The following is a 25,684-nucleotide window of genomic DNA, read 5'->3' as shown; positions in this document are numbered from 1 at the left end:
CGGCGTGGGCATGGACGCCCAGGTCCTTTCGCGGGTCTTCGAACCCTTCTTCACCACCAAGGACATCGGCAAGGGCACCGGGCTTGGCCTGTCCCAGGTCTACGGCTTCGCCCGCCAGAGCGGCGGCGGCGTGGCGATCGACACCGCGCCCGGCGCAGGCGCCTCGGTCAGCATCTACCTGCCGCGCGTCGCCGCCCCGGTCCGAGATTGCGAAACGCCGTCAGGGGTCGAGGACGGCTCCTCCCGCATCCTCGACGTCCTGCTGGTCGAGGACGACCCGGCCGTCGGCGACATGGTAGAGGCGATGCTCTGCGAACTGGGCCACCGCGTCGTTCGCGCCGACGGGGTCGACCAGGCCCTGAAGCGTCTGGCCCGCCGCCAGCCGATCGACCTGATGCTGACCGACCTCGTCATGCCGGGCGGGCGTTCGGGCCTGGACCTGGCGCGCGCGGCGACCACCGCCCGCCCCGGCCTGCCGGTCATCCTCTCCTCCGGCTTTACCGGGGAGGCGCTTTCGGCCGTGACCGACGCGCCCTGGCCGCTGTTGCGCAAGCCCTATTCGGCCGAGGCCCTGGCCCGCGCCATCGCCCGGGCCCTGGACCCGGAAAGCCAAGCCGCCTGAGCCCCCTGCGATTTCCTGCAAGCCGCTTCAAGATAAAGTGGGCTTGTGCGTCCCCGAACGCGGGTCTATATCACAAGCCATCGGTTTTGCTCGTTTTGAGCATAATCAGGACGCCGAGGGGACGCTGCAGACATCCCGCGGCGTTTTTTGAGGCCGATAAAATGCTCAATTTGAGCATAAGGAGGGATACATGGCCGACGGTTCGCAACTTGCGTTCACTCCCGCTGTCGAAGCCGCCACCCTGCCCATGTGGGAAAAGGTGAAGCACCACGTCACGCCGATGGAGTGGCGCGCTTACGCCCCCCTCATCGCCGAGATCAACCGCCTCAAGCGCGAGAAGAACGCGGTCATCCTGGCCCACAACTACATGACCCCCGAGATCTTCCACGGGGTCGGCGACTATGTGGGCGACAGCCTGGGCCTGGCCAAGGAAGCGGCCAAGTCGGATGCGGCGATCATCGTCCAGGCGGGCGTGCACTTCATGGCCGAGACCTCCAAGATCCTCTCGCCGCAGAAGAAGATCCTGATCCCCGACCTGAGCGCCGGTTGCTCGCTCGCCTCCTCGATTACCGGGGCGGACGTGCGCCTGATCAAGCAGCGCTATCCGGGCCTGCCGGTCGTGACCTATGTCAACACCACCGCCGACGTGAAGGCCGAGACCGACGTCTGCTGCACCAGCGCCAACGCCGTGCAGGTGGTCGAGCACGTGGCTCGCGAGTGGGGCGTCGACCGCGTCATCCTGATCCCGGACGAGTTCCTGGCCCGCAACGTCGCGCGCCAGACCGAGGTGGGGATCATCGCCTGGAAGGGCCGCTGCGAGGTGCACGAACGCTTCACCGCCCAGGACATCCTCGACCTCAAGGAAGCCTATCCGAACGCCGAGGTCCTGGCTCACCCCGAATGCCCGGCCGAGGTTCTGGAGGTCTCCGACTTCGCCGGCTCCACCGCGGCGATGAACGATTACGTGCTGCAGCGCAGGCCCAAGCAGGTGGTGCTCATCACCGAATGCTCGATGGCCGACAACGTCGCGGCCGACGCGGTGGGCACCGAGTTCGTGCGGCCCTGCAACCTCTGCCCGTACATGAAGAAGATCACGCTGGAGAACATCTACGAGGCCTTGGTCCACGAACGCTACGAGGTGACCGTCGATCCGGCGATCGCCGAGCGCGCGCGCCTGGCCGTCCAGCGCATGGTCGACCTGCCCCCGCCCGCCGTCCCGGCTCGCTACGACCTGGTCAAGGCGCGCCATCATGTGGATGTGGAATTGATCTGACCATGGAACGCGTCAACCACGACGGCGTGCTGATCGTCGGCGCGGGGCTGGCCGGCCTGTCGGCCGCCCTCGCCGCCGCTCCGCGCAAGGCGCTGGTGCTGACCGGCGCCCCACTCAGCCAGGGTTGCTCCTCGGCCTGGGCCCAGGGCGGCATGGCCGCGGCGCTGAGCGTCGAGGATGCGCCCGCGCTGCACGCTGCCGACACCGTCGCGGCCGGCGCCGGCCTGGTCGATCCCGCCGTCGCCGCCATCCTGGCCCAAGAAGGCCCTGGCGCGGTCCGCGGCCTGGCCGAGTTGGGCGCGCCCTTCGACCGCACGCCGGACGGCGAATTCGCCACCAGCCTGGAGGCGGCCCATTCGCGTTCGCGCGTCGCCCGCGTGAAGGGCGACCAGGCCGGACGCGCGATCATGGATGCGGTGATCGCCACCGCCCTCTCCTCGCGCCACATCAAGGTGCGGGCGGGCTGCCGGCTGCGCGGCCTGCTGCGCGACGCCAAGGGAGCGGTGCGCGGCGTGCTGGCCGAGGAGAACGGCCAACTGGTCGAATTCGTCGCCCCCGCGACCATCCTGGCCACCGGCGGGATCGGCGGCCTCTACGCCGTCACCACCACCCCGCCCGAGCTGAAGGGCGAGGGCCTGGCGCTCGCCGCCCTGGCCGGCGCGACCATCGCCGACCCGGAGTTCGTGCAGTTCCACCCGACCGCCATCGACATCGGCCGCGATCCGGCCCCCCTAGCCACCGAGGCCCTGCGCGGCGAGGGCGCCAAGCTGATCGACGGGCAGGGCGAGGCTTTTATGGCCCGCTATCATCCCGACGCCGAGCTGGCCCCCCGCGACGTGGTGGCCCGCGCCATCCATGCCGAGCGCCAGGCCGGCCATGGCGCGTTCCTCGACGCGCGCGCAGCGGTGGGCGCCCATTTCCCGGACGAGTTCCCGGCCGTCTTCGCCGCCTGCCTGTCGGGCGGGGTCGATCCGCGGACTCAACCGATCCCCGTCGCGCCGGCCTGTCACTATCACATGGGCGGGATCGTCACCGACGCGGACGGCGCAACCACCTTGCCAGGTCTCTACGCCGCCGGGGAATGCGCCTCGACCGGGGTGCACGGCGCCAATCGTCTGGCGTCCAACTCGCTGCTGGAGGCCGCCGTCTTCGGCGCCCGCGCCGGCCGCGCCGCCGCTCAGGCGGCCGATCCGGGCACGCGGCCCGAACGCTGCCAGCCTGCGCCCGATCTGCCGGCCAAGGCTCTAGCCCAGTTGCGCCTCGGCATGACCCGCGACGCCGGCGTGGTGCGCGACGCCGCCGGGCTCTCGCGCCTGATCGGCGAGATCGACGCCCTGGAACGGACCTACGGCAAGGCTCCGCCCCTGGTCGCCGCCCGCCTGGTCGCCCAGGCCGCGCTGGACCGCCCCGCCAGCCTCGGCGCCCACTTCCGGAGCGACGGCGTGCAGGACGCCGCCCCCAAGCGCACCTTCGTCACCCTGCGCGAACCGGCCTGTCAGGCGGCCTGAAGCCCGGCCGCCGGCCCAGCCGTCATACGGACCCCATGATCGCTCCCATTCCCGACCTCCTGATCCAGCCCGTCGTCGCCGCGGCTCTGGCCGAAGACCTCGGCCGCGCCGGCGACGTCACCGCCCAGGCTTGCATCGACGCCGAGGCCCGGTTCTCGGCGGTCTTCGCCGCGCGCCAGGCCGGAACCGTCGCGGGCCTGGCCTGCGCGCGGCTGGCGGTGCTGGCGCTGGACCCGGCCGCCGGTTTCGAAGCCCTCGCCGCCGACGGCGACCGCGTCCCGGCCGGCGCGGTCCTCGCCCGGGTAGAGGCGGGCGCCCGCGCCCTGCTCTCGGCCGAGCGTACCGCCCTCAACCTGCTCGGCCGGCTCTCCGGCGTCGCCAGCCTGACACGCGCCTATGTCGATGCGGTCGAAGGCACGGGCGCGCGCATTGCCGACACCCGCAAGACCACGCCTGGCCTGCGCCATCTGGAAAAGTACGCCGTCCGCTGCGGCGGCGGCCTCAACCACCGCTTCGGCCTGGACGACGCCATCCTCATCAAGGACAACCACGTCGCCGCCTGCGGCGGGGTCGGAGAGGCCCTGAGGCGCGCCCGCGCCGCCGCCGGCCATCTGATGAAGATCGAGGTCGAGGTCGACAGCCTGGCCCAGCTTGAAGAAGCCCTGCCCCATCGCCCCGACGTCGTCATGCTGGACAATTTCAGCCTGGGCGACCTGGCCCAGGCCGTGCGTATCGCAGGGGGCCAGACCACGCTCGAAGCCTCCGGCGGCGTCAACCTCCAGACCGTGCGCGGCATCGCCGAGACCGGCGTTCAGGTTATCAGCGTCGGCGCCCTCACCCACTCGGCGATGGTGCTCGACATCGGCCTCGACGCCGCCTGAGGCGGAACCAGCCTGCTCCCGCCCGGTTCATCTTCTGTCACCGAAAGGAGCAGGAGATGAGCAAGGTCCCCCCGATCCCCAAGGAACAGCGCTCGTTCCGCGGCGAACGCCCCGACATCCAGGGCGGCGTCCAGGAGCGGCGCGACGCCAAGACCGGCCTGCAGTCGGACCAGCCGGGCGACGCTGACGTGAACCTCAAGAGCCAGGGTCGCCAGGGCAACATTCATCAGAACGTCGACACGGTTCACGCCCGCACCCAGGACCGCTGAGCTGGCGGCGCCGCACCGCACCGCACCGCACGTTAAGCCAATCTTTTGCTATCGCATGGAAATTGCCGCCGCAGTTGGGTCGGCGGCGTATGAAGTTTCCAGTTCTCGCGTTCGATGAGGGTTTCGACGGCGTCGCACGGTCTGCGCGCAGGATGACACCCTCGCGCTGGCTGACGGTCGCCGTCTACAGCGTTCTTGTCGCCCTGACCGCCACGCCACGCATCGCCCTGGCCTGGGTCTGTTGTTTCGCCGTGGCCGAGACCGTGACCCTGCTGGCCACTGCCCCGCACGGCCGCGGCGCGCCGCTCACCCGCATCCACCGGATTTCGTACCTGCTCTCGGCCCTCGCCGCCAACCTGACCTGGGTCGGACTGGGCGTGGTCTACTGGCTGGCCGACTTTCCGGGCGCGTCCTATTTCGCCTTGCTGATCTGGTCGGCCCTGGTCGCCAACGGCATGAGCCATTCCTTCCGTTCGCCCCTGGCCTGCGTGATCTTCGGCGCTCCCAGCGCGCTCTGCATCCTGCTCGCCCCGTTCCTCTTCCCGCGCTTCGAGGGGGCCCAGCAAATCTTCGTCCTGATCGGCGTGGTCATCTATACAGGCTATGCGATGCTCTCGGCCGAGCGCGGGATGCGAGCGGCCAACGAGCTCGCCGCCGCCCATCGCGACCTCGAAGCCCAGACCGAGGCCGCCCAGGCCGCCAACCAGGCCAAGTCCGCCTTCCTGGCCATGATGAGCCACGAACTGCGCACCCCCATGAATGGCGTGCTGGGCATGGCCCACGCCCTGGGCCGCACCGAGCTCAGCGATCAGCAGGCCCGTTTCGTCGACACCCTGCTGCGCTCGGGCGGCGGCCTGATGACCATCCTCAACGACGTGCTGGACCTCGCCAAGATCGAGGCCGGCAAATTCGACATCGAGACGCGCGCCTTCGATCTCCGCCAGACCCTCACGCGCACCTGCGACCTCTGGCGTCCGGCCGCCGAGGAAAAGGGCCTGCGGTTCTCCTGCGACATCGCGCCCGAAGTCCCCGACTGGGTGCGCGGGGACGACGCCCGCCTGCGCCAGATCCTGCAGAACCTGCTCTCCAACGCGGTGAAGTTCACCGCGACCGGCGCCGTTCGCCTGGAGGTCGCCATGCGCGGGGATGCGGTGCTGTTCTCGGTGATCGACACCGGCCCGGGCCTGGACGAGGAGACCCAGGGCCGGCTGTTCCAGGGTTTCACCCAGGCGGACTCCACCGTCGCCCGCCGGTTCGGCGGCACCGGGCTTGGCCTGGCCATTTCGCGCGAACTGGCCAGGCTCATGGGTGGAGACGTCACCCTGACCAGCCGCCTGGGGTATGGCGCGCGCTTCGAACTGCGCTTGCCCATGGCGGCGGCCACGCCTGAGGGCCAGGTTCGCTCCGCCGACCCCGCCGGGCTCGAGCGCGACCTGCGGGTGCTGGTCGTCGACGACAACCCCACCAACCAGGAAGTCGCCCGCGCCCTGCTGAGCGCCATTGGCGTGGACGTGGAGACGGCCGGCGGAGGCGAAGAGGGCCTAGCCGCCCTGACCGCCGCCCGCTTCGACCTGGTGCTGATGGACATCCACATGCCCGGCATGAACGGGGTCGAGGCCCTGGCCGCGATCCGGGCCGGCGGCTACGCCGCCCTGCCGGTCGTGGCGCTCACCGCCGACGCCATGGCCGGCGAACGCGACCGCCTGCTCGCCCTGGGCTTCGACGGCTATGTGAGCAAGCCGATCGACCCGGCCGAACTGATCTCGGCCCTGGGCGCCGCGCTCGATCCGGCTCCGAGCGAGCCCGGCGACGACCAGCGCGCCTGCGCCTGAAACCTACACCTGCTCTATCGCTCCCAGCCGGGCCGCCAACGCTTCCACCGCCGCCCTGCGGCCCCGCGCCAGCGGCGCCATCCGCGCGTTCACCGCCGCCAGGATTTCCGGCGCGGCCAGCTCCGGCCGCCCCGAATTGAACGGCGGCGATGGCGCATATTCCAGGCCAAGCTGCACCGACTTGGCCAGGGTCTCGCCCGCCAGCTCGGCCAGCATCACGAAGGCGAAGTCGAGGCCCGCCGTCACCCCGCCGCCGGTGATGATGTTTCCGTCGCGGGCCACGCGGCTGTCGTCCACCACCGCGCCGAACGGCTCCAGCAGTTCGCGCCAGGCCCAGTGACAGGCCGCCCGCTTGCCGCGCAGGAAGCCCGCCGCCGCCAGGATCAGCGATCCCGTGCAGACGCTGGTCAGGTATTTGGCCCCTTCGCCCAACCGGCGAATCTCGCCCATGAAGGCCTCGTCCAGCATGGCGTCGGTCGTACCCAGCCCGCCCGGAACGCAGAGCACGTCGCACCGCTCGATCTTCGAAAGGTCGGCCAGCCGCGCGAACACCAGCCCTTCGGCCTCGATATCCGCCCCGCCCATCGAGGCGACCGTCACCGTCGCGCCGGGCAGGCGCGAAAGCACCTGATGCGGCCCGGTGAAGTCCAGGTGCGTGACGTTCGGATAGAGCGGAATGACGATCTGCATGGAGCCATCTCCTGATTGACGGCTACAGAATGCCGAGCCTATCGTCCGTCTGAAATGACATTCTTCCCTCTTTTCAGGCCATGACCCGCAAACTCGGCGTCCTGATCTTCCCTGGATTCCAGATCCTCGACGCCGCTGGGCCGATCGCCGCGTTCGAGATCGCCGCACGCTATGTCCCAGGGACCTACGACCTGCGGGTGATGGCGCTGGAGCCGGGCCCGGTGGCCTCCTCCTCGCACGCCCTGATGGTGGCCGAGCCGCTGGACGACGAACCGCTCGACACCCTTATGGTCGCCGGCGGCGACGGCACGCGCCCGGCGGCGCTCTGCAAGCAGACGACATCCTGGGTGGCGCAGGCCTCGGCCCGTGCGCGCCGCACGGCCAGCGTCTGCTCAGGCGCCTATATCCTGGCCGAGGCCGGCCTGTTGGACGGCCGGCGCGCCACCACCCATTGGCAGCGCTGCCCGGACTTCGCCAAGCGCTATCCGAAGGTGAAGCTGGAGCCGGATCGGATCTTCGTCCGCGACGGCGAGGTCTGGAGTTCGGCCGGCATCACCGCCGGCATCGACCTCGCCCTGGCCCTGATCGCCGAGGATCTCGGCGAGGAGATCGCCCGCGCCGTCGCCCAGCAGCTCGTCGTCTATCACCGCCGGCCCGGCGGCCAGTCGCAGTTCTCGGCCCTGCTGGAGATGGGCGGCCAAGGCGGCCGCTTCGCCGCCCTGCTCGACTGGATGCGCGAGCATCTGGCCGAGCCCTTAGGCGTCGAGCGTCTGGCCGACCGCGCGGCCATGAGCCCCCGCCACTTCGCCCGCGCCTTCGCCGCCGAGACCGGCATGACGCCCGCCAAGGCGGTCGAACGCCTGCGCCTGGAAACCGCCCGCGAGCGGGTGGAGAACTCGGCCGAACCCATCGACCGAGTGGCCGCCGCCGCCGGCTTTCGCGATCCCGAACGGATGCGCCGCGCCTTCCTGCGCGCCTTCGGCCAGCCGCCCCAGGCGTTGCGCCGCGCCGCTCGGGCCTAGAGCGGGCCGAGATTACACGGAACCGTATCCGCTATTGGCGAGGTAGTTGGCGCACTCCTGGGGGCTGAAGAGGTCGAGGAGTTCGCCGGCCTTTCGCCAGGCGGCTTCGACGTCGCGGGGCTGGGCCTTGCGCATGAGGTGCTTGAGCTTGGCGAAGGCCTGCTCGATCGGATTGAGGTCGGGGCTATAGGGCGGCAGGAAGATCAGGTGGGCCTTGCGGGCGCGGATGGCGGCGCGGGCGGCCTTGCCCTTGTGGCTGCCGAGGTTGTCGATGACCACCACGTCGCCGGGCTGAAGGGTCGGGGCCAGGACCTTCTCGACATAGAGGAGGAAGGCCTCGCCGTTGATCGGCCCGTCGAGCACCCAGGGGGCGTCGATACGGTCGCAGCGCAGGGCGGCGATGAAGGTCAGGGTCTTCCAATGGCCGAAGGGGGCGTAAGCCCGCAACCGCCGCCCGCGCGGGGCCCAGCCGCGCAGGGGCGCCATGTTGGTCTTGATCCAGGTCTCGTCGATGAACACCAGGCGCTGCGGCGCGATCTTCGTCTGATGGGCCTTCCAGCGCGTGCGCTGGCGCGCCACGTCAGGGCGCGTCTGCTCCTCGGCCAGCAGGGTTTTTTTTGAAGCTCAGCCCCTCGGCGTGGACGAACACCCAGACCGCCTTGGCATGAGCCTTGATCCCGCGCTCGGCCAGTTCGTCCGACAGGCCCTGCAGCGTGAACGGCCCGGCCGCAATCCGCTGGCGCAGCCACTCGGCGACGGCGCCTGACAGGGTCCTTGGCTTGTAGCCGCCGACCTGAGCCGCAGCCGGCGAGCCGGTCTCGCGCTCACGCCGCGCCCACTTGGAGACGCATGACGGCGCGATCTGCAGCGCCTCGGCGATCTGGCGATGCGTCTCGCCCGCCGCCTTGCGGGCCAGAGCCCGCTCCCGAAGATCCATCGAGTAAGGCGCTGTCATGGCTACCGGTCTCCGTCCGGCAACCATGATGAATCAGATCAGCGCTGATTTGAGAATCCAGATTCCGTCAAACCGCGGCCCGCTCTAGCGACTGCGGCGCAGCGCCTCGATCTCGCTCGTGAGTTGCTCGATGCGCTCGCCCTGCGCCGCCAGCTCGCTCATCAGCTCGGCCCCGCGCAGGGCGTCGAGCTTGTCATGCAGCCGCAGAATCTCCAGCTCGGCGCGGAGATTGACGACATAGTCGTACTCGGCGGCCTTGCGGTCGCGGGCGCTCTGACGGTTCTGGCTCATCATGATGACCGGCGCCTGCAACGCCGCCAGCATCGAGAGCATCAGGTTCAGGAAGATGAAGGGATAGGGATCGAAGGCCAAGTGAAGGCCCTTGCCCAGCCAGTTCCACCCCATCCATAGCACCAGGGCCACGCTGAACCCGACGATGAAAGCCCAGGAACCACCGAATGTGGCCACCTTGTCGGCCAGCCGCTCGCCGAAGCTGCGCTCGTCGGGAGCCAGCCCCGGCGACGCGCTCGGCGCCTCGGTGACGATCAGGTCGATCACGCTTCGCTGGACCGGATTGAGGTCCTCGTAGCCGCAGTTCAGCAAGCCTTGCGCCAGCTCGTCGCGCGCAATGGTGTCGGTCATCTCGGCGTTCCGTCCGCCCGCGGCGTCATGTCCGCGGCGCGAACATGACCCAAGCCGGCACGACGGAAAACCGCCGATCAGTCGTCGCCGACGATCGCCTCGGCCACCTCGCCCTGCGGCTGGGCGACGACGGGCTTCAGGCCGGGGTTCGCCACCGGGGTCAGCTTCACCGCCGCCTTGGGCGCAGGCTTCGCCGCCTCGGCGAGCGCCGGCTTGGCCTCCGCCACGGCGACGGCGCTCTCGGGCGCCTTCATCACCGCCGCATGCAGGTCGGGGCTGACCTCGACCTTGGGCGCAGCCGAAGTCGCCAGGCTGGCGTAATAGACGCGCTCCTCGGCCTTGGGCGCGCTGCGGCCGAACTTGTAGAAGACGTGCATGCCGACCTCGGCCGTACGCACCAGGCGCGGCCCCCAGTTCGGCGCGACGTTCAGCGTATGGAAGTGGGTGGAATCGCCCACCGTGCTCATCACGAAGCCGCCGAGGGCGCGGGAGGCCACGCGGCGCGCGCGGTCCCAGGCCGCGCTTTCGCGGCGCGCATGCATCGAACCGTTGCAGGCGAAGCTGAACTGGCAGCCGACGCGCTTACCCGAACCCTGGAACACCACGCCGCAGACGCTCTTGGGAAAGGCCGGATGGCGGACGCGGTTCAGCACCACCTGGGCGACGGCGGCCTGGCCGGCCGGCGTCTCGCCGCGGGCCTCGAAATAGACGGCCTGGGTGAGGCATTCCAGCTCGCGCGAGCTTTCCAGCGCCCCGGCCAGCTTGAACGGCGCGGCGGCGGGAAGGCCGATGGTCTGGACGCGCAGCGGCGGAATGGCCTTGGACACGTCTTCCAGACGCGCGGCGACCAGCGTGGCCTGGCGGTCCGGCTCGGACGAACCGGCGAATGCGAGCGGGTCCTGGCGACGGGCGATGCGCGCCGCGCCGGGGTCGAACGCCGCCTGACGCAGCAGCACGTCCTCGGCGAAGCCGCCCTCCGCCGCCTCGGCGATGCGGGCGGCGCGCGTATGGTCCGATGCGGCGCGAGCCATGCCGCCGGCCATATAGGCGGCGCCCAGGGCCAGGCCGACGCCCGAACCGATCAATGCGGCGCATGTGGGCGCACGCCAATCGGCGCGAGCCTTGGATGCAAATTTCAAGAAGATCGTGTCCCGTGTGGCGAGGGCGATCATGCCCCCCGACATCGTCACCGCGGTGCGCCCCTGCTCATGCTGGCGGCGTCGCGATTGAGGGCTTGTCACGTACACGCAGGGTGACAAGCCACGGCGAAGTTGGGGCGCTTTATGACGATCGCCGAATGGATTCGCAAGGCGATATTGCGTCGCAGCATGGAATTTTTTCAGGTTTCGTTAACTGCGGACCCAAGGGCGATGCGCCCGAAGCCCGATCTTTCGCCCCTGCCCTGTTCGAGCTTGCGGAACCTTGGCCGCTGATCTCCGTTCCCATTGCAACGCTTGAACGGCCTGGAGATGTCTATGCGTAAAACCCTCAGCCTGATCGCCGCCGCGGGCCTGCTCGTGACGCTCGCCGCCTGCGGTCACAACGTCGAGCAGCGCGCCGCCACCGGCGCTGTCGCCGGGGCCGTGGTCGGCGGCCCGGTCGGCGCGGCCGCCGGCGCCGCGGTTGGGACCGCAGTCAGCAAGACCGCCGACAAATAGGACAGTATCCCCGCGGGGATCGCAAAACGCGCCATATAGTCCACTTGGACGATGCGCGCGGCCCGGCCCTCCGCCAGTCTCTCGTTCGACGAACGGGAGTCTAGCGGAGCCCCCATGGTTCATGCCACCTTCGCCGTCGTGCTGCTGGTCGCGGTGATCGTGATCGCCACGGGGGCGCCTTATTTCTGATGCGAAGCTGACGCCGATGCTGAAGCACGCCATTCTGCTGGGCCTTGCGGCAGGGCTGGCCATGCCAGTCGCGGTGCTCGCCGCGACCCCGCCATGGCGCGTGCAGCAGGCCTGCGCCATGCAGCGCTATCTGCGCGCCACACCGGCCTTTCCCCAGGCGAACTGGGGCCAGAGCGCCAACGTCTCGCTCGGCGGCCAGCCTCGCGCCGCGGCCCGTCCCGAAGACGTCGCCGCCCGCGTCCGCTTCGACCACGCCATGCGCTCGGGCCGCGCCTTCGCCGACCGCGCCGCCGAACAGCTCGCCATCCGCGAGCGCATCACCCAGGACGAGGCCTACCGCCGCATCGGCGCCGATCCAGGCCCCTGGCCGGATGTCACCGCCGCCAAGTGCGAGGCGCTCGAACGCCGGGCTCTTCGCGCCGAACGCTGAACCGCGTCTTCCCGCCACCCTGCTGACAGGTTCTGACGCGCCGCCCGCTAGCATCGGGCCATGAACGATCCTAACTTGGCGTCCATGCCCCGTTCCGCCGCCCCCGGTCCCGGCGTCGCCGACATGTCGGCGATGTTCGACTACGACGAAGCCGCCATGCCGATGCTGTGGAAGCCGCACCGGCCCGCCCGCCCGGAGAAATCCGAAGGCGGCAAGCGCTTCAAGCTGGTCAGCGACTACCAGCCGGCCGGCGACCAGCCGACCGCTATCGCCGACCTGGTGGCCGGCATAGAGGCGCGCGAACAGGACCAGGTGCTGCTGGGCGTCACCGGCTCGGGCAAGACCTTCACCATGGCCCAGGTGATCGAGCGCACCCAGCGCCCGGCCCTGATCCTGGCGCCCAACAAGACCCTGGCCGCCCAGCTCTATTCGGAATTCAAGGCGTTCTTCCCCGAGAACGCGGTCGAGTTCTTCGTCTCGTACTACGACTATTACCAGCCCGAGGCTTATGTGCCGCGGACCGACACCTACATAGAAAAAGACAGCAGCATCAACGAGCAGATCGACCGGATGCGCCACTCGGCCACCCGCGCGATCCTGGAGCGCGACGACGTCATCGTCGTGGCCAGCGTCTCCTGCATCTACGGCATCGGCTCGGTCGAGACCTACACCGCCATGACCTTCACTATCGAGCCCGGCCAGCGGCTCGACGAGAAGCAGCTCATGGCCGACCTGGTGGCCCTGCAATACAAGCGCAACGATCAGGCCTTCGAGCGCGGCGCCTTCCGGCGTCGCGGCGACACCATCGAGGTGTTCCCCGCCCACTACGAGGACCGCGCCTGGCGCATCTCGCTGTTCGGCGACGAGGTCGAGGCGATCAGCGAATTCGACCCCCTGACCGGCAAGAAGACCGCCGACCTGCCGGCGATCAAGATCTACGCCAACAGCCACCACGTCACCCCGCGCCCGACCCTGAACCAGGCCGTCGTGCAGATTCGCGAGGAGCTGAAGGAACGCCTCGACTGGCTGGTGGCCAACGGCAAGCTGCTGGAGGCCCAGCGGCTGGAGCAGCGCACCACCTTCGACCTGGAAATGATCCAGGCCACCGGCTCCTGCGCCGGCATCGAGAACTACAGCCGCTTCCTCTCCGGCCGCCGCCCGGGCGAGCCGCCGCCCACCTTCTTCGAGTACATCCCCGAGAACGCCCTGCTGTTCATCGACGAGAGCCACCAGGCGATCCCGCAGATCGGGGCGATGTACCGTGGCGACTACCGCCGCAAGTTCACCCTGGCCGAATACGGCTTCCGCCTGCCCTCCTGCCTCGACAACCGTCCGCTGAAGTTCGAGGAGTGGGACGCCATGCGGCCGCAGACGGTCAGCGTCTCGGCCACGCCGGCGGCCTGGGAACTGGAGCGTTCCGGCGGCGTCTTCGCCGAGCAGGTGATCCGCCCCACCGGCCTGATCGACCCGCCTGTGGAGGTGCGCCCGGTCTCCAAGGACAATCACAGCCAGGTCGACGACGTCATCGCCGAGGCCCGCGACACCATCGCCCGCGGCTATCGCACCCTGATCACCGTCCTCACCAAGAAGATGGCCGAGGACCTGACCGAGTACATGCACGAGCAGGGCCTGCGCGTGCGCTACATGCACTCCGACATCGACACCATGGAGCGCATCGAGATCATCCGCGACCTGCGGCTGGGCGCCTTCGACGTGCTGATCGGGATCAACCTGCTGCGCGAGGGCCTCGACATCCCCGAGGTCGGCCTGGTCGCCATCCTCGACGCCGACAAGGAAGGCTTCCTGCGCTCGGAGACTTCGCTGATCCAGACCATCGGCCGCGCGGCCCGGAACGTCGACGGCAAGGTCATCCTCTACGCCGACCACGTCACCGGCTCGATGGAACGGGCCATGGCCGAGACCCAGCGCCGCCGTGAGAAGCAGGAGGCCTACAACCTCGAGCACGACATCACGCCCGAAAGCGTGAAGAGCCAGATCAAGGAAATCCTCGCCTCTCCCTACGAGAAGGACCGCGTCCTGGTTCCGGCCGGCGTCGCCGAGGAGGCCGGCAAGCCGTTCCTGGGCGACAACTTCAAGGCCACCCTGCGCGACCTGGAGGCGAAGATGCGCCAGGCCGCCGCCGACCTGGAGTTCGAGACCGCCGCGCGCCTGCGCGACGAGATCAAGCGCCTGAAGCTGCTCGATCTCGAATTCGCCAACGACGCCCTGACCGGCGAGGGCGAGACCGCCGACCGCGAAGTTGTAAAGAAGGTGCGCGCCGAGGCGCGGGCCGAGAGCCAGGAGCGGTTCCGGAAGGGGCGGCGCTAAGCCCCTTTCACCAGTCGAATCTCGCCGCATCCCTCTGGAATTGCAGGAAAAACGGTCAGTCGCACACGCGCCGGCGCGCGCCTGTCACCCAAACTCCACAGCGCGCCGACTCCGCCGCCCCAAGCGCCCCAGGGCCGGAACCACAGCCCTGCTTTCCGCGTAGACCTTTCGAATGGGGAGCGCAGTCGAGGCGGTCCGCTGGGGACCGCGGACTGACGCCGCCCACAAGGATGGTCCCATGACGCCCCCGCTTTCCGTGGTGGCCGACAATTCGGCCGACCCTGCTCGCCCCGCCGCGCCCAACGACCTGTCCGAGCGCATTCGCAGGTTGCAGGCCGAGGCCAAGTCCCTGGCCCGCGAACACATCCACGCGCTCGAACGCGCGCTGCTGGAGGTCGAGCGGCTATCCGCCGAGATCGCCGACGGCGGCGAGGCTTATCCCGTCGGGGTGCGCGACATCGCCCGCCGCATGGCCGAGGACTGCGAGATGAAGGTGCAGACCCTGGAAGCCATCGCCGCGCGCGCCTGACGCTGCTCTCCTCTGGCGCGAGTCCTGCAGCGCCGCCGCCAGATTGTTCCGAAACGGGAGCCTCGAAATGGCGATGCGTAATCCGGCGGCCCTCAGCGTCGTCGCCCACAGCTCAGCCGCCGCCACGCCCAGCGTGGCTGCACGGGTCCAGCAACTGCAAGCCCAGGCCCGCAACCTGGCGCGCGACCACATCAAGGCGCTGGAAGACGCCCTGGCCGATGTCGAACGGCTGTCGGCCGAGATCGCCGGCGGCGGCGAAGCCTATCCGGTCGGGGTACGCGAGATCGCCCGCCGCCTCGCCGACCAGTGCGAAACCAGCAGCGCCACCATAAAGGCCCTGGCCGGGCGGAGCTGACTATCCCAGCAGGCTGCGGAATTCCAGACTACGCCGCAGCCAAGCGGCCGCGTAGCCGCAGATCGGGGTGATCTTCAAGCCCCGGTCGCGCGCGTCGGCGGCCAGCGCCGCCATCAGCCGCCCTGACGCCCCGGTCCCGCGCAAGGCCGGCGGCGCCTCCACGTGGTCGATGAACAGCCGGTCGCCCGAAAGCCGGTAGTCGGCCCACGACGTCATCCCCTGCTCGTCCATCTCGTAACGGCCCTGTGCCGTGTTGTTGCGAAGCGTGCTGCTCATACCCTCACCTCCGACCGGTTGGCCGCCTTGTTCTACACCTACATAATGGCCAGCCAGCGCAACGGCATGCTGTACACGGGCTCGACCGACGATCTGCCCAAACGGGTGTTCAATCACCAGCAGGGCGCCGGCTCGGCCTTCACGGCCAGATACAACGTCACCCGTCTCGTCTGGTTCGAGAGCCACGAAACCCGTCACGCAGCCTTCAGGCGCGAGCGCCAGATCAAGGAATGGCGGCGGGCCTGGAAACTCCACCTGATCGAGGAGAAAAATCCGGACTGGCGAGACTTGAGCGACGAGCTGAACAACCTGCTCGGCTTTTAGCGCGCCCCAACCCGGTCATCCCGGCGAAGGCCGGGACCCAGATTCAGCCCATGCGCGGGGTGATCCAAACTCCGAAGCACAGCCCTATGAGCTGGATCCCGGCCTTCGCCGGGATGACCGGGGTTGGGTCAAACCAGCTCCACCGCCATCGCCGTCGCCTCGCCGCCGCCGATGCAGAGGCTGGCCAGGCCACGCTTACCGCCGCGCGCCTCCAGGGCGGCGATCAGGGTCGCCAGGATGCGCGCGCCGCTGGCCCCGATCGGGTGGCCGAGCGCGCAGGCCCCGCCGTTGACGTTCAGCCTGGCGCGGTCGAGGCCCAACTCGCGCTCGGCGATCATCGCCACCACCGCAAAGGCCTCGTTGACCTCGAACAGGTCGACATCGTCCACGCTCCAGCCGGCCTTCGTCAGCGCCTTGCGCATGGCCGGAACCGGGGCGGTGGCGAACAGGCCCGGCTCGTGGGCGTGCGCCGCATGGCTCGCCACCCGCGCCACGACCTTCAGGCCCAGCTTCTCGGCCACCGAGGCGCGGGTCATCACCAGCGCCGCCGCCCCGTCCGAGATCGAGGAGGCGTTGGCCGCCGTGATCGCCCCGTCCTTGCCGAAGGCCGGCTTCAGGGTCGGAATCCTGGCCAGGTCGGCCTTCATCGGCTGCTCGTCCTGATTGACCGTCTCCACGCCCTTGCGGGTGGCGACCTGCACCGGGACGATCTCGCGGGCGAAGGCGCCGCTCTCCGTCGCCGCCCTGGCGCGGGTCAGGGACGAGATCGCGAACTCGTCCATCGCCTCGCGCGTGACCTGATAGGCCCGCGCCGTCTCGTCGGCGAAGGAGCCCATCAGCCGGCCTGGCTCGTAGGCGTCCTCCAGCCCGTCGAGGTACATGGAATCCAGCACCGCATCGTGGCCGATCCGCGCGCCGCCGCGATGCTTGGTCAGCAGGTAGGGCGCGCCGCTCATGCTCTCCATACCGCCGGCCACGATGATGTCGGCGCTGCCGGCCGCCAGGGCGTCGTGCGCCATGATCGCGGCCTGCATGCCCGATCCGCACATCTTGTTGACCGTGGTCGCCTGGGCCGACCGGGGCAGGCCGGCGCCCAGCGCCGCCTGGCGCGCTGGCGCCTGGCCCAGGCCCGCCGGCAGCACGCAGCCCATGAAGATCTGCTCCACCGCCTCGGGGGCGACGCCCGCGCGCTCGACCGCCGCCCGGACCGCGATCGCGCCAAGCTCGGTGGCCTTCACTGTGGACAGAGAGCCCTGGAAGCCTCCCATTGGCGTGCGGGCGTAGGCGGCGATGACAACGGGGTCGGCGGGCTGGGTCATGGCGCCGATCTTAAATCCCGCCCCGGCGAAACGGAACGCTTCCGCGGCGTGAACCTCTACCCGTCGTCCCGGCGAAGGCCGCGATGAGCGGAATCAAGCCGCGCGCTCTGTCCCATCGATGAAGCCGCCGCCCAGCACACGCTCCGGCTGCTCGGGCGCATAGAGGACGCAGGCCTGGCCCGGCGCCACACCTTCCTCGGCCGTGTCGAGCACGACGGCCGCCTGACCGCCGCGCAGCGCCAGACGCCCGGCCACCGGCTCGCGGGTCGAGCGCACCCGCGCCAAAACCGGCCGCCCGACCGCGGCGGTCATATCCTCGCCCTCGCCCAGCCAGTTGGTTTCCTTGAGCGTCAGGGCGCGGGTCAGCAGCGCCTCGCGCGGACCGACGATCACCTGGCGCTTGTCGGCGTCGATCCTGACCACGAACAGCGGATCGCCCACGGCGATGTTCAGGCCGCGTCGCTGGCCGATGGTGTAGCGGGTGACGCCCTCGTGGCGACCCAGCACCCGGCCGTCCATGTGCACCACGTCCCCCGGCTCGGCCCCATGCGGGCGCAGGCGGTCGATGATGGTGGTGTAGCGGCCCTCGGGCACGAAACAGATGTCCTGGCTGTCGGGCTTGTCGGCGGCGGCCAGGCCCAGTTCGGCGGCCACGCGGCGCACCTCCGGCTTGGGCAGGCCGCCCAGCGGAAAGCGCAGGAACTCCAGTTGCTCGCGCGTTGTGGCGAACAGGAAATAGCTCTGGTCCCGCGCCGGATCGACCGCGCGCAACAACTCGGGCCCGCCCGCCCCCTCGGCCCGACGCACATAATGCCCGGTCGCCATGGCCGAAGCGCCCAGGTCGCGCGCCACGTCCAGCAGGTCGCGGAACTTGACCGTCTGGTTGCAGCGGATACACGGCACCGGCGTCTCGCCGCGCAGATAGGCGTCGGCGAAATCCTCGATCACCTGCTGCTTGAAGCGGCTTTCATAGTCGAGGACGTAGTGCGGGATGCCGATCATGTCGGCGGCCGTGCGCGCGTCGTGGATGTCCTGGCCCGCGCAGCAGGCGCCCTTCTTCTGGATCGCCGCCCCATGGTCGTAGAGCTGCAGGGTCACGCCCACCACGTCATAGCCGGCGCGCGCCAGCAGGGCCGCCGTGACGGTGGAATCCACCCCGCCGGACATGGCCGCGATCACCCGCGTTCCCGCCGGCAGGCCGACGGCGGCGCGGGCGGCTTCGACCGCCGTGTCTGTGAAGAGCGCGTTCATGGCGCGCTATTTAGCGGCTCGCCCCGCGGTTTGCGAGGTTTGCCGCCTATTTCAGCGCATTGAGCAACGAGGAGTCTCGCAGGGTCAGGAACACCTGGGTCGAGGCCTGCAAGGCGATGGTCGCCTTTTCCAATTCCACCGAGGCGGTCGGCATGTCGGCGTCCACGATATCGCCGATCATGCCTTTCAGGCTGTTCTGCCGCGCAACCAGGTCTTCCTTCACGTTGTCGACGCGCGCCTGCACCATGCCGTTGCGGGCGGTCACGTCGACGATGTCCGAAGCCACCTTGTCCCAAACGTTGGAGAGCTCGCCTTCCAGGAAGGTCCGCTGCGCATCGGTCATATTGCCGGTGAACGGTCCGTCGGGGCCCTCCTCGAAGGCCTGCAGCGCCTTGAACGCAGCCATCAGCGGCGCGCCGATCTTGTCGGCCAGCAGGCCGGTCTTCACGATGGTCGCGTCGTCGACCTTGTGTTCGGTGATGAAGTCGTCGTTGTCGAAGAAGTCGGAGATCAGCGGCGTGGCCGGATCGGTCAGGTCCGACAGGGCGTCGGCGTTCACCGGCTGAGTGTCGATCTTGCCGCCCGCGAACAGGTACTTGCCGCCATAGCGCGAGTTCAGGGCGGAGACCGCGTTGCGGAACTGCGCCTCGATCTCCTGCATCAGGGTGTCGGTGCGGCCGGTGGCGATGGCCTCCTCGATCGCCTGCTTGGTGCTGGCCGCGGAGTCGTGAAGCTGGGTCAGGGCGAAGTCCTGGGTGGTCAGCTTGTCGGCGATCAGCTTGTTCTGGTCCAGATAGCCGCCCAGCCGCGACTCGACCGAGCGCATGGCGGTCAGCATCTCGGCGTGCGGCGCATACTCCTTCAGGTTCGACCCGTTCTTCTGGGTCGCGACCTTGTTGCCGGCGTCCATCTGCTTCTGCTGGGCCAGCATGATGTTCGACAGGACCAGGTTGTAATTGCCGTTGGTCGTCACGCGGTACATGGCTTTCTGCTCCGCTAGATCATGTTGTTCAGGACATCGAACAGCTCACGCGCCGCCTGGATCATGCGCGCCGAAGCGTTGAAGGCCTGTTGATAGGTGGTCAGCCGGACCAGTTCCTCGTCCACGTTCACGCCCTCGACCGCCTGGCGCCGGGCGTTGGCCTCGGCGTTCACCGCCTCGGCCGCCTTGGCGCGGGTCTCGGCCTCCTGCGCCTGACGGCCGATGGAGCCGCCGAATTCGGCCGCATAGCGGGTCAGGGTCATGGTGACGGGGCCCAGGGCGCCGGCCGCGGCGAAGTTCGTCGTCACGTCGCCGGCCGCCGCCAGCAGGCGCGCGCCGCGTCCGTCGCCAGCCGTCACCGCCGGCTTGCCGGCCGCGACCGTCAGGTCCAGCGTTGCGAGGCTGAGCCGCATCGGGTCCTGCGAGATCGCCGCATCGACGCTCAGCCGGCCCGAACGGCCCGCGCGCTCCACCGCGCCCAGGCCGAAGAACTGGCTCATCGACGGCCCGCCGCTCCCGCGCGAGGTCAGGTCCTGGGTCACCGACAGCGTAGCGTTCTGCGGCGGGTTTCCGGCGAAGGAGAGCCCGCCCTTGGCGTCCAGGGTGAACTGGCCGTGCTGGCCCACCCCGGTGGCCGGATCGTTCAACGCCGTCAGCAGGTCGTTCATGTCGGCGCCGGCCGGGACGGTGACCGTCACGTCGCGGATCGGCTTGCCGTCGGCCTGGGCCAGCCGGAAGCTGATGGTGTCGCCGGCGGTGAAGCCGTGCGGGTCGGTCCCCTTCAACCCGGTCTCGTAGCTGATCATGCCGCTCGAGCGGATCATGTCGTTGAGGCCGAAGAAGTGCGAGAAGGCCCGCCCCGCCTTCATCGACGTGCCTTCGTCGATGGCGATGCGGTTGTCGCCGGTCCCGGCGATGCTCAGGGCGCCGTTGCTGAAGCTGGCCGTCGCCGCCCCGCCCATGGCGGTGTTGAGGCTTGTCAGGAAATTGGCCGGGGTGAACGCGCCGCCGGGCGACATGGTCCCGGCGTCGAAGTCGATGTCCACCGTCGACTGCACCAGCCCGTCCTTGTCCAGGATCGCCAGGGTCGTCTTGCCGGTGAAGCCGCCGACCGCCGATGGCAGGTCCAGGCCCGTGTCGCGGCCGTTCAGCACCTTGGGCGGCGGGGACGAGGTCGACTTGTTGTGCGCCGCGTTGATCTGCTCCACCCCGCGCGAGATGAACTCACCCAGTTGCTCGACCATGGCCGGCAGGCGGGTGTCGCGCAGGTCCATCAAGCCGCGGATTTCCCCGCCCTTGACCTGGATCGGCTGCGGATAGCCCGACCCGTTTTCCGGCTCGACGGCGATATAGCCCTTGGTCGTGGCGGTGCGGTTGTAGCTGAGGGTCGCCGCACGCCCCTCCCCCGACAGCAGCAGCCCCTCGGCCGAGCGGATGATCACCCCGCCGGTCGGCTTGCTGGATATCTGGACGCTCATCAGGGTCGACAGTTCGTCGATCAACTGCGCCTGGATGTTCTCCGATCCCGAGGCGTCGCCGCTGGTCAGCTTGGCTCTGCTGATGTCGGCGTTCATCTGGTTGATCTGCGCCAGCAGGTCGTTGATGCGGTTCACGTCGGCGGCCAGCTTGGCGTCGACCGTCTCGCCCAGCTCGGCGAACTGGGTGTTGATCCGCGAGGTCTCGGCCAGGAAATCCTCGACGTTGGAGATCGCCTGGCTACGCAGCAGGCTGGAGGACGGATCGTCCGCCGACGCCGCGAAGGCGCTGAAGATGTCGTCCAGGCGCGAGAAATAGAAGCTCTCGTCCGACGGATTGCCGAACAGGCTCTGGGCGTTGTCGAGATATTGCGACACCGCGCTCCAGCGGCTGGCGTCCGACGAAGCGGCCAGCGAGGCGGTCTGCAGATACTGATCGGTGACGCGCGAGACCCCGAGGATCTCCACGCCCATGCCGCGCCCGCCGACCACCAGGGGCGCCTGGTCCACCTGCTTGCGCACATAGCCGGGCGTATTGACGTTGGCGATGTTGTCCGAGGTGACGCGCAGGTTCATCTGGGCCGCATTCAGCCCCGACGCCGCCGTCTTCAGCATGGCCGTCAGTGACACTGTTTACCCTCCGCCCGGCAAACCCTGCGCGCGAACCCGGCGGATTCTGCCGGGATCATGGTGAACGCCCGCGCAAGGGCCTCCAAAAAGTCCAGTCTTTTCAAGGAAATCCCGAACGGGACGCCTCGAACCTGGAAATCAGGGCGCAAGACCGGCGCCAGAACGCCGCGCGTCGGCCGCCTGGGCCGGCGTGGCAGGACGGCAGGGACGACCCATTGCACCGCTTTCGCCCGGCAAAAATCGCCTCGGGCAGCAGGAACGTCCACCCCGGAAAATACAATTATATATTTTATTTCAAATAGATAATAGAATGGCCCAAAGGTTGCTCTGACGACGGCTGAATGTACGCGGCGCAGAAGCGCTCCCATTGCGAAGCCCCGGGCGAAGTCCGGAGCAGACCTCGGAAGCCATGACAGCGCCTGTCTCCAATCCGCCGCTCACGCCCCCGCTCGCCGGGGCCTCCGCCACGATGGGCGGCGGCCAGGGCGCAGCGACCGGGTTCGAAGCCTTGCTGGCCGCCTTCTTCGGCGCGCAGGGCGGCGGCGCGCAAGCTGCGCTCACAACCAGCGCTCTTTCGGCGGTCGGCGAGGATACACCGGCGGCCGAGCCAACGTCCTCCGACCAGGAGGGCGATCAAACCCTGGCCGCGCCCGGAACCTCACCCGACGCCGCAGCCCTGGCGGCCATGCTGATCGTCCCGCAACAGCCAGCGCAGCCCGCCCCGTCCCAGTCCCCGCCCGCCGCCGAGAGCCAAGCAAAGTCTGCTCCGGCCCAGCCCTTCGCCGCGCCTGTTCCCCAAGCTCCCGCGGCGGACCTCGCCGCCGCCCAGGCCGTCGATGCAGCCGCTTCGGACGCCGCCGCCGAGCTTCCACTGGCCGCCACCGAGCAAGCCGCCGCTGGGCCGCCCGCCGTCGAGGCGAAGCTGGAACCCAAACCCGCCCGCGCCACCGAACCGGCGGCTCCGCCCCAGGCACAGGCGGCCACCACGCCGCCGACGACGGAGCCCCAGCGCCCGCCGCCCACCGCGCCTCAAGGCCAAGCTCCGGCCCAGGCCGCGCTCGCCGAGGCCATGCAGGGGGAGGCGCAGGCCGAAGCTGCGTCGGAACCGGTTCCTGCGCCTGATCCCCAGGCCGCCAAGGCGACGCGCCAAGCCGATGCGCGCCGCAACTCCGCCCACGCCGCGCCCGTCGCCCAGGCCTCGATCGACTCCACGCCCGCCACCCGCCCGGTGACCGCCGCTGCGGCGGCCCAGACCGCCGCTCAGACCGACGCCGAACCGACCGCCGGCCTCGAAGCGGACGCCGCGCCGCCCAGTCAGGCCAAGGCCGAGCCGGCCGCCCGAGGCGCGCCCGACGCTCTGCCGCCCGGGCCGGCCGCCCCCGCGGCGCTCCAGGCCCACGCCGCCGTGGCCCATACCGCTCCCGCGCGTGCGACCAGCGAGACCATCGCCAATCTCACCGCCCAGATCGGCAGGAAGCTGGAGGGCCGCTCCACCAGGTTCGACGTCGAGCTGACGCCCGCCGGTCTCGGCCATGTCAGCGTCTCGGTCGAGATCGCCGCCAGCGGCAAGCTCACCGCGGCGATGACCTTCGACACGCCGCAGGCGGCCGCCGAGCTGCGCGCCCGCTCGCACGAGCTGCAACGCGCCCTCGAGCAGGCCGGCTTCGACCTCTCCGGCGGCCTTTCCTTCGACGTCGCCGGCGAGGGCGGCCGTCAGGCCCAGCAGCAGCAACAGCAGAACGACGGCGCCGCCTGGCGCGGCCGGGCCTTCCAGGCCGTGCTCGGCACGGCGGGCGAGGCCGCCGAAACCGCGGCCGCAGCCGCCCTTCAATACGCCCGCCGGTCCGAGACCGGCGTGGACATCCGGATCTAGGAGCAACCCATGGCCATCGACGCCGCAGCCGCAGCCGGAACCACCACCGCCGCCAAGTCGGCCATCGGGCGCGACCGCCTGGCCGACAGCTACGAAACCTTCATGAACCTGCTGACCGCGCAGATCAAAAACCAGGATCCGCTGTCGCCGATGGACTCCACACAGTTCACCCAGCAGCTCGTCCAGATGACCGGGGTGGAGCAGCAACTGCTCACCAACGATCTGCTCGAAAAGCTGGTGACCAACACCGGCTCGGGCATCCAGACCTCGGTCAGTCTGCTCGGCAAGGAGGTGCGCGCCACCGGCGATGTCGCCAAGCTGGCCGCCGGCAAGGCCGAATGGAGCTTCAAGCTCGGCGCCGACGCGGCCGACGTCAGCGTCGAGGTGCTGGATTCGGCCGGCAAGGTCGTCCAGATCGCCAAGCTCTCCGGCGACCAGCTCAAGGCCGGCGAGCAGACCTTCGCCTGGAACGGCAAGGATCGCACCGGCGCCCAGCTCGCCAACGGCGGGCAGTACAGCCTGCGCGTCACCGCCAAGGACGCGGCCGGCGCCAGCGTCCCGGTCACCAACTACCTGAAGGGCGTCGTCTCCGGGGTCGAGCAGGTCGACGGCAAGACCCTCATCACCGTCAACGGCGTCCAGGTCGGCTGGGAGAAGGTCACCTCGATCGCCGAACCGGTGAAGCAGGCCGCCGCCAACGACGACACCACCAGCAACAACACCGAGGCCTCCGAAAACCCGCCGTCCGAGACGGCCGGCTGACCGGCGCCTCCCATCCACGTTCTTAGCAGAAGGCAGATCCCATGAGCATCAACAGCGCCATGCTTGCAGGCGTTTCGGGGCTGATCAGCAACTCCTCCGCCCTGGCCGCGATCTCCGACAACATCGCCAACGTCAACACCACCGCCTACAAGCGCAACCAGGTGAACTTCGCCAACGTCGTGACCGCCCAGGCGGTCAAGGGCCGCTATTCGGCCGGCGGCGTTCAGGCGGTGACGCGCCAGTTCGTCGGTCAGCAAGGCCTGATCCAGAGCGCCAGCTCGCCGACCGATCTCGGCATCTCCGGCGACGGCTTCTTCATCGTCGCCACCAAGGGCGGCCCGCTGACATCCTCCGACGAGCGCGTCTTCACCCGTTCGGGCTCGTTCAGCGTCGACGCCGACGGCTACCTCGTCAACGACGCCAAGCTCTACCTGCAGGGCTGGAAGGTGAAGGACGACGGCACCTTCGACACCAACCCGTCCGATCTCAACATGATGCAGTCCATCAATGTGAAGAACCTGGGCGCGGCGGTGAAAGCCACCAGCAACGTCGTGGTCAACGCCAACCTCGACAAGAGCCTGGCCGCCGATGCGGCCAAGAACACCGCCTACACCGCTCCGGGCCTGATGGCCGAATGGGGCAATCCCCTGCCCGCGCCGGCGCCGCGGACCGGCGTCGAGCCCGACTTCACCTTCGACATGAACGTCATCGACTCCCTGGGCGCGACCCACAAGGTCTCGGTGGCGGTCCTGAAGGACGATACCGATCCGAACCTCTGGCATGCGGAAATCTACGCCGACACCGCGGACGTCGACGGCGCGGCCTTCGGCCTGATCCAGTCGGGCGACATCCAGTTCACCGCCGACGGCCAGCTCGACCTGGCACATGCGAACACGACGCTGTTCGGTCCGACCGCCTCCATCAGCCTGGCCGCCTCGGGTACGGGGACCACGCCGCGCTGGGCCGACAGCCTGGGCATCAACGCCTCGAACATCGACCTCGACTGGAGCAAGGTCACCCAGTACGCCTCGGCCTCCACCCTCAACTCCTCCAACTCCGACGGCGCCAACGTGGGCAACGTCATCGGCGTGGAGGTCGGCGAAGACGGCGTGGTCTCGGCGATCTACGACAATTCCGAGGTCCGCAAGATCGCCAAGATCGGCCTGGCCACCTTCCCCAATCCCGACGGCCTCGCGCCGGTCAGCGGTAATGCTTACCGCCCGACCATCCCGTCCGGCGAATTCGTCATCAAGCAGCCGGGCGTGGGCGGAGCAGGCGAAATCGCGGCCGGCACCCTCGAAGCTTCGACTGTCGACCTCTCGTCCGAGTTCACCGGACTGATCACGACCCAAAAAGCTTACTCGGCATCCTCCAAGATCATCACAACTGCCGACCAGATGCTTGAAGAGCTGATCAACATTAAGAGGTAATACCTCTGCGTTAGCACTCTAAACCAAACACAACTACTTAGACTGTACCAATTTTGGACACCGGTAATTCATGAGCAAGGAAATGTTTACTATCGTGATTCACCGGCCGTTATGTCCCACCCGTTACGTTCGCCTCTGAACAGTGATGGTCGGAAAGGCGTAAAGCCATGTTGCAACAA

General features: G+C 69.1%; 25 protein-coding genes. 16 read left to right on the top strand and 9 right to left on the bottom strand.

Features of this window, described 5'->3' with window-relative positions; translation table 11 throughout:
• The 6 genes from ACE3TL_RS10600 to ACE3TL_RS10575 form a co-directional block, all read left to right on the top strand.
• On the top strand, nt 1–622 hold a 622-nt coding region (locus tag ACE3TL_RS10600), incomplete at its 5' end, for a response regulator (protein ID WP_374578658.1).
• Nucleotides 623–812: 190 nt separating this feature from the next.
• Entirely contained in the window at nt 813–1,895 is a 1,083-nt protein-coding gene (gene nadA / locus ACE3TL_RS10595) for a quinolinate synthase NadA (protein ID WP_374578657.1), read from the top strand.
• Nucleotides 1,892–3,403: an L-aspartate oxidase gene (locus tag ACE3TL_RS10590; protein WP_374578659.1), complete on the top strand. Its 1,512-nt coding sequence runs from the start codon at nt 1,892–1,894 to the stop codon at nt 3,401–3,403. Before nadA ends, ACE3TL_RS10590 begins: the two co-directional genes overlap by 4 nt.
• Nucleotides 3,404–3,438: 35 nt before the next feature.
• Entirely contained in the window at nt 3,439–4,284 is an 846-nt protein-coding gene (gene nadC / locus ACE3TL_RS10585) for a carboxylating nicotinate-nucleotide diphosphorylase (protein WP_374578656.1), read from the top strand.
• A 56-nt stretch (nt 4,285–4,340) separates the two neighbouring features.
• On the top strand, nt 4,341–4,553 hold the full coding sequence (locus tag ACE3TL_RS10580) for a hypothetical protein (RefSeq protein ID WP_374578655.1): 213 nt from the start codon (nt 4,341–4,343) through the stop codon (nt 4,551–4,553).
• Nucleotides 4,554–4,705: 152 nt separating this feature from the next.
• The gene (locus ACE3TL_RS10575) at nt 4,706–6,385 is read left to right on the top strand and encodes an ATP-binding protein (protein WP_374578654.1); all 1,680 of its coding nucleotides are present in this window, start codon (nt 4,706–4,708) and stop codon (nt 6,383–6,385) included.
• A gap of 3 nt (nt 6,386–6,388) precedes the next feature.
• Here ACE3TL_RS10575 and ACE3TL_RS10570 read toward each other — a convergent pair whose 3' ends face one another.
• Nucleotides 6,389–7,075, bottom strand: a complete 687-nt coding sequence (locus ACE3TL_RS10570) for a DJ-1/PfpI family protein (protein WP_374578653.1) — start codon at nt 7,073–7,075, stop codon at nt 6,389–6,391.
• A gap of 80 nt (nt 7,076–7,155) precedes the next feature.
• Between ACE3TL_RS10570 and ACE3TL_RS10565 the strand changes: the two genes are divergently transcribed.
• Nucleotides 7,156–8,097, top strand: coding sequence for a GlxA family transcriptional regulator (locus ACE3TL_RS10565; protein ID WP_374578652.1), 942 nt, complete (start codon nt 7,156–7,158; stop codon nt 8,095–8,097).
• Nucleotides 8,098–8,109: 12 nt separating this feature from the next.
• Here the strand turns inward: ACE3TL_RS10565 and ACE3TL_RS10560 are convergent.
• From ACE3TL_RS10560 to ACE3TL_RS10550, 3 genes are all read right to left on the bottom strand, one after another.
• Nucleotides 8,110–9,052, bottom strand: a protein-coding gene (locus ACE3TL_RS10560) for an IS630 family transposase (protein WP_374578651.1) whose coding sequence is annotated in 2 segments (ribosomal slippage) — nt 8,110–8,715 and nt 8,717–9,052 — 942 coding nt in all. Because the reading frame shifts where the segments join, the coding sequence is not laid out codon by codon here.
• Between the two features lie 84 nt (nt 9,053–9,136).
• A complete protein-coding gene (locus ACE3TL_RS10555) occupies nt 9,137–9,694 on the bottom strand; it encodes a DUF1003 domain-containing protein (protein ID WP_374578650.1) in 558 nt (185 codons plus the stop codon).
• Between the two features lie 77 nt (nt 9,695–9,771).
• A complete protein-coding gene (locus ACE3TL_RS10550) occupies nt 9,772–10,779 on the bottom strand; it encodes a cell wall hydrolase (RefSeq protein ID WP_374578649.1) in 1,008 nt (335 codons plus the stop codon).
• Nucleotides 10,780–11,169: 390 nt separating this feature from the next.
• Here ACE3TL_RS10550 and ACE3TL_RS10545 point away from each other — a divergent pair, with 390 nt between their 5' ends.
• The 5 genes from ACE3TL_RS10545 (at nt 11,170) to ACE3TL_RS10525 (ending at nt 15,183) form a co-directional block, all read left to right on the top strand.
• Nucleotides 11,170–11,352 carry a hypothetical protein gene (locus tag ACE3TL_RS10545; RefSeq protein ID WP_374533889.1) on the top strand — a complete coding sequence of 61 codons (183 nt, stop codon included), beginning with the start codon at nt 11,170–11,172 and terminating at the stop codon, nt 11,350–11,352.
• A 205-nt stretch (nt 11,353–11,557) separates the two neighbouring features.
• Nucleotides 11,558–11,971 carry a hypothetical protein gene (locus tag ACE3TL_RS10540; protein ID WP_374578648.1) on the top strand — a complete coding sequence of 138 codons (414 nt, stop codon included), beginning with the start codon at nt 11,558–11,560 and terminating at the stop codon, nt 11,969–11,971.
• Between the two features lie 84 nt (nt 11,972–12,055).
• On the top strand, nt 12,056–14,299 hold the full coding sequence (gene uvrB / locus ACE3TL_RS10535) for an excinuclease ABC subunit UvrB (RefSeq protein WP_374578647.1): 2,244 nt from the start codon (nt 12,056–12,058) through the stop codon (nt 14,297–14,299).
• A gap of 238 nt (nt 14,300–14,537) precedes the next feature.
• Nucleotides 14,538–14,828: a hypothetical protein gene (locus ACE3TL_RS10530; RefSeq protein WP_374578646.1), complete on the top strand. Its 291-nt coding sequence runs from the start codon at nt 14,538–14,540 to the stop codon at nt 14,826–14,828.
• Between the two features lie 67 nt (nt 14,829–14,895).
• Nucleotides 14,896–15,183: a hypothetical protein gene (locus tag ACE3TL_RS10525; RefSeq protein WP_374578645.1), complete on the top strand. Its 288-nt coding sequence runs from the start codon at nt 14,896–14,898 to the stop codon at nt 15,181–15,183.
• Here ACE3TL_RS10525 and ACE3TL_RS10520 read toward each other — a convergent pair whose 3' ends face one another.
• Nucleotides 15,184–15,459, bottom strand: coding sequence for a GNAT family N-acetyltransferase (locus ACE3TL_RS10520; protein WP_374578644.1), 276 nt, complete (start codon nt 15,457–15,459; stop codon nt 15,184–15,186).
• A gap of 27 nt (nt 15,460–15,486) precedes the next feature.
• On the opposite strand from ACE3TL_RS10520, the gene ACE3TL_RS10515 reads away from it, so the two are divergent.
• A complete protein-coding gene (locus tag ACE3TL_RS10515) occupies nt 15,487–15,783 on the top strand; it encodes a GIY-YIG nuclease family protein (protein WP_374578643.1) in 297 nt (98 codons plus the stop codon).
• Between the two features lie 128 nt (nt 15,784–15,911).
• On the opposite strand, the gene ACE3TL_RS10510 is transcribed toward ACE3TL_RS10515, so the two are convergent.
• From ACE3TL_RS10510 to flgK, 4 genes are all read right to left on the bottom strand, one after another.
• A complete protein-coding gene (locus ACE3TL_RS10510; protein ID WP_374578642.1) occupies nt 15,912–17,102 on the bottom strand; it encodes an acetyl-CoA C-acyltransferase in 1,191 nt (396 codons plus the stop codon).
• A gap of 93 nt (nt 17,103–17,195) precedes the next feature.
• Nucleotides 17,196–18,353 (bottom strand): tRNA 2-thiouridine(34) synthase MnmA, encoded by a 1,158-nt coding sequence (gene mnmA / locus ACE3TL_RS10505; RefSeq protein WP_374578641.1) that lies wholly within the window; start codon nt 18,351–18,353, stop codon nt 17,196–17,198.
• Nucleotides 18,354–18,399: 46 nt separating this feature from the next.
• A complete protein-coding gene (locus ACE3TL_RS10500) occupies nt 18,400–19,335 on the bottom strand; it encodes a flagellin (RefSeq protein ID WP_374578640.1) in 936 nt (311 codons plus the stop codon).
• Between the two features lie 14 nt (nt 19,336–19,349).
• Complete coding sequence (flgK, locus tag ACE3TL_RS10495; RefSeq protein ID WP_374578639.1) at nt 19,350–21,440, bottom strand: flagellar hook-associated protein FlgK; 2,091 nt, start codon at nt 21,438–21,440, stop codon at nt 19,350–19,352.
• A gap of 409 nt (nt 21,441–21,849) precedes the next feature.
• Here flgK and ACE3TL_RS10490 point away from each other — a divergent pair, with 409 nt between their 5' ends.
• Genes ACE3TL_RS10490 through ACE3TL_RS10480 form a run of 3 tightly spaced genes read left to right on the top strand, consistent with a single transcriptional unit; the run spans nt 21,850 to nt 25,505 of the window.
• Nucleotides 21,850–23,313 (top strand): flagellar hook-length control protein FliK, encoded by a 1,464-nt coding sequence (locus ACE3TL_RS10490; RefSeq protein WP_374578638.1) that lies wholly within the window; start codon nt 21,850–21,852, stop codon nt 23,311–23,313.
• 9 nt (nt 23,314–23,322) lie between these two features.
• The gene (locus ACE3TL_RS10485; RefSeq protein ID WP_374578637.1) at nt 23,323–24,075 is read left to right on the top strand and encodes a flagellar hook assembly protein FlgD; all 753 of its coding nucleotides are present in this window, start codon (nt 23,323–23,325) and stop codon (nt 24,073–24,075) included.
• Nucleotides 24,076–24,116: 41 nt separating this feature from the next.
• Nucleotides 24,117–25,505: a flagellar hook protein FlgE gene (locus ACE3TL_RS10480; protein WP_374578636.1), complete on the top strand. Its 1,389-nt coding sequence runs from the start codon at nt 24,117–24,119 to the stop codon at nt 25,503–25,505.
• Nucleotides 25,506–25,684 lie beyond the last annotated feature (179 nt).

It is taken from the genome of Phenylobacterium sp., assembly GCF_041920015.1.
GTDB lineage: Bacteria > Pseudomonadota > Alphaproteobacteria > Caulobacterales > Caulobacteraceae > Phenylobacterium.
Note: the sequence above shows the minus strand (reverse complement) of the source record. Positions and strands in the feature narration are given on the sequence as shown.

Excerpts from the sequence above, each read along its gene's own strand:
- nadA (WP_374578657.1), top strand. The coding sequence starts at position 813 with ATGGCCGACGGTTCGCAACTTGCGTTCACTCCCGCTGTCGAAGCCGCC.
- nadC (WP_374578656.1), top strand. The coding sequence starts at position 3,439 with ATGATCGCTCCCATTCCCGACCTCCTGATCCAGCCCGTCGTCGCCGCG.
- ACE3TL_RS10580 (WP_374578655.1), top strand. The coding sequence starts at position 4,341 with ATGAGCAAGGTCCCCCCGATCCCCAAGGAACAGCGCTCGTTCCGCGGC.
- ACE3TL_RS10575 (WP_374578654.1), top strand. The coding sequence starts at position 4,706 with ATGACACCCTCGCGCTGGCTGACGGTCGCCGTCTACAGCGTTCTTGTC.
- ACE3TL_RS10570 (WP_374578653.1), bottom strand. The coding sequence starts at position 7,075 with ATGCAGATCGTCATTCCGCTCTATCCGAACGTCACGCACCTGGACTTC.
- ACE3TL_RS10565 (WP_374578652.1), top strand. The coding sequence starts at position 7,156 with ATGACCCGCAAACTCGGCGTCCTGATCTTCCCTGGATTCCAGATCCTC.
- ACE3TL_RS10555 (WP_374578650.1), bottom strand. The coding sequence starts at position 9,694 with ATGACCGACACCATTGCGCGCGACGAGCTGGCGCAAGGCTTGCTGAAC.
- ACE3TL_RS10545 (WP_374533889.1), top strand. The coding sequence starts at position 11,170 with ATGCGTAAAACCCTCAGCCTGATCGCCGCCGCGGGCCTGCTCGTGACG.
- ACE3TL_RS10540 (WP_374578648.1), top strand. The coding sequence starts at position 11,558 with ATGCTGAAGCACGCCATTCTGCTGGGCCTTGCGGCAGGGCTGGCCATG.
- uvrB (WP_374578647.1), top strand. The coding sequence starts at position 12,056 with ATGCCCCGTTCCGCCGCCCCCGGTCCCGGCGTCGCCGACATGTCGGCG.
- ACE3TL_RS10530 (WP_374578646.1), top strand. The coding sequence starts at position 14,538 with ATGACGCCCCCGCTTTCCGTGGTGGCCGACAATTCGGCCGACCCTGCT.
- ACE3TL_RS10525 (WP_374578645.1), top strand. The coding sequence starts at position 14,896 with ATGGCGATGCGTAATCCGGCGGCCCTCAGCGTCGTCGCCCACAGCTCA.
- ACE3TL_RS10520 (WP_374578644.1), bottom strand. The coding sequence starts at position 15,459 with ATGAGCAGCACGCTTCGCAACAACACGGCACAGGGCCGTTACGAGATG.
- ACE3TL_RS10510 (WP_374578642.1), bottom strand. The coding sequence starts at position 17,102 with ATGACCCAGCCCGCCGACCCCGTTGTCATCGCCGCCTACGCCCGCACG.
- mnmA (WP_374578641.1), bottom strand. The coding sequence starts at position 18,353 with ATGAACGCGCTCTTCACAGACACGGCGGTCGAAGCCGCCCGCGCCGCC.
- ACE3TL_RS10500 (WP_374578640.1), bottom strand. The coding sequence starts at position 19,335 with ATGTACCGCGTGACGACCAACGGCAATTACAACCTGGTCCTGTCGAAC.
- ACE3TL_RS10490 (WP_374578638.1), top strand. The coding sequence starts at position 21,850 with ATGACAGCGCCTGTCTCCAATCCGCCGCTCACGCCCCCGCTCGCCGGG.
- ACE3TL_RS10485 (WP_374578637.1), top strand. The coding sequence starts at position 23,323 with ATGGCCATCGACGCCGCAGCCGCAGCCGGAACCACCACCGCCGCCAAG.
- ACE3TL_RS10480 (WP_374578636.1), top strand. The coding sequence starts at position 24,117 with ATGAGCATCAACAGCGCCATGCTTGCAGGCGTTTCGGGGCTGATCAGC.